Source organism: Rothia sp. (in: high G+C Gram-positive bacteria) (genome assembly GCF_030540545.1).
Classification (GTDB): Bacteria; Actinomycetota; Actinomycetes; order Actinomycetales; family Micrococcaceae; genus Rothia.
Genome location: NZ_JAUNVZ010000141.1, coordinates 1 through 232 on the forward strand (window position 1 = coordinate 1; position 232 = coordinate 232).

Below are 232 nucleotides of genomic sequence, written 5' to 3' on the forward strand. Positions count from 1 at the left end.
CAGCACGTCCAGCAGCGCCATGAACACGATCGGCATGAGTACCAGCGAGTAGTGCCAGGTGCTCAACCAGTACGACGAGTTACTTGAAAGCATCCGCCAGGCGATGGTGGGCAGCGCCACGGCCGCCAGGGGGCTGACCACCCACAGGAAGGCGCCCACCATGAGCAGAAGCCAGAGGCTCTGGGCTTTCTCATCGGGGGTGAACAGCAGTTGAAGCGCGTTCAGCGGGTTC

The 232-nt window shown here is 62.5% G+C and carries 1 protein-coding gene; it reads right to left on the reverse strand.

Annotated elements, in window-relative coordinates; genetic code table 11:
* On the reverse strand, positions 1-232 hold a 232-nt coding region (locus Q4P78_RS09510), incomplete at both ends, for a DUF2079 domain-containing protein (RefSeq protein WP_303340124.1).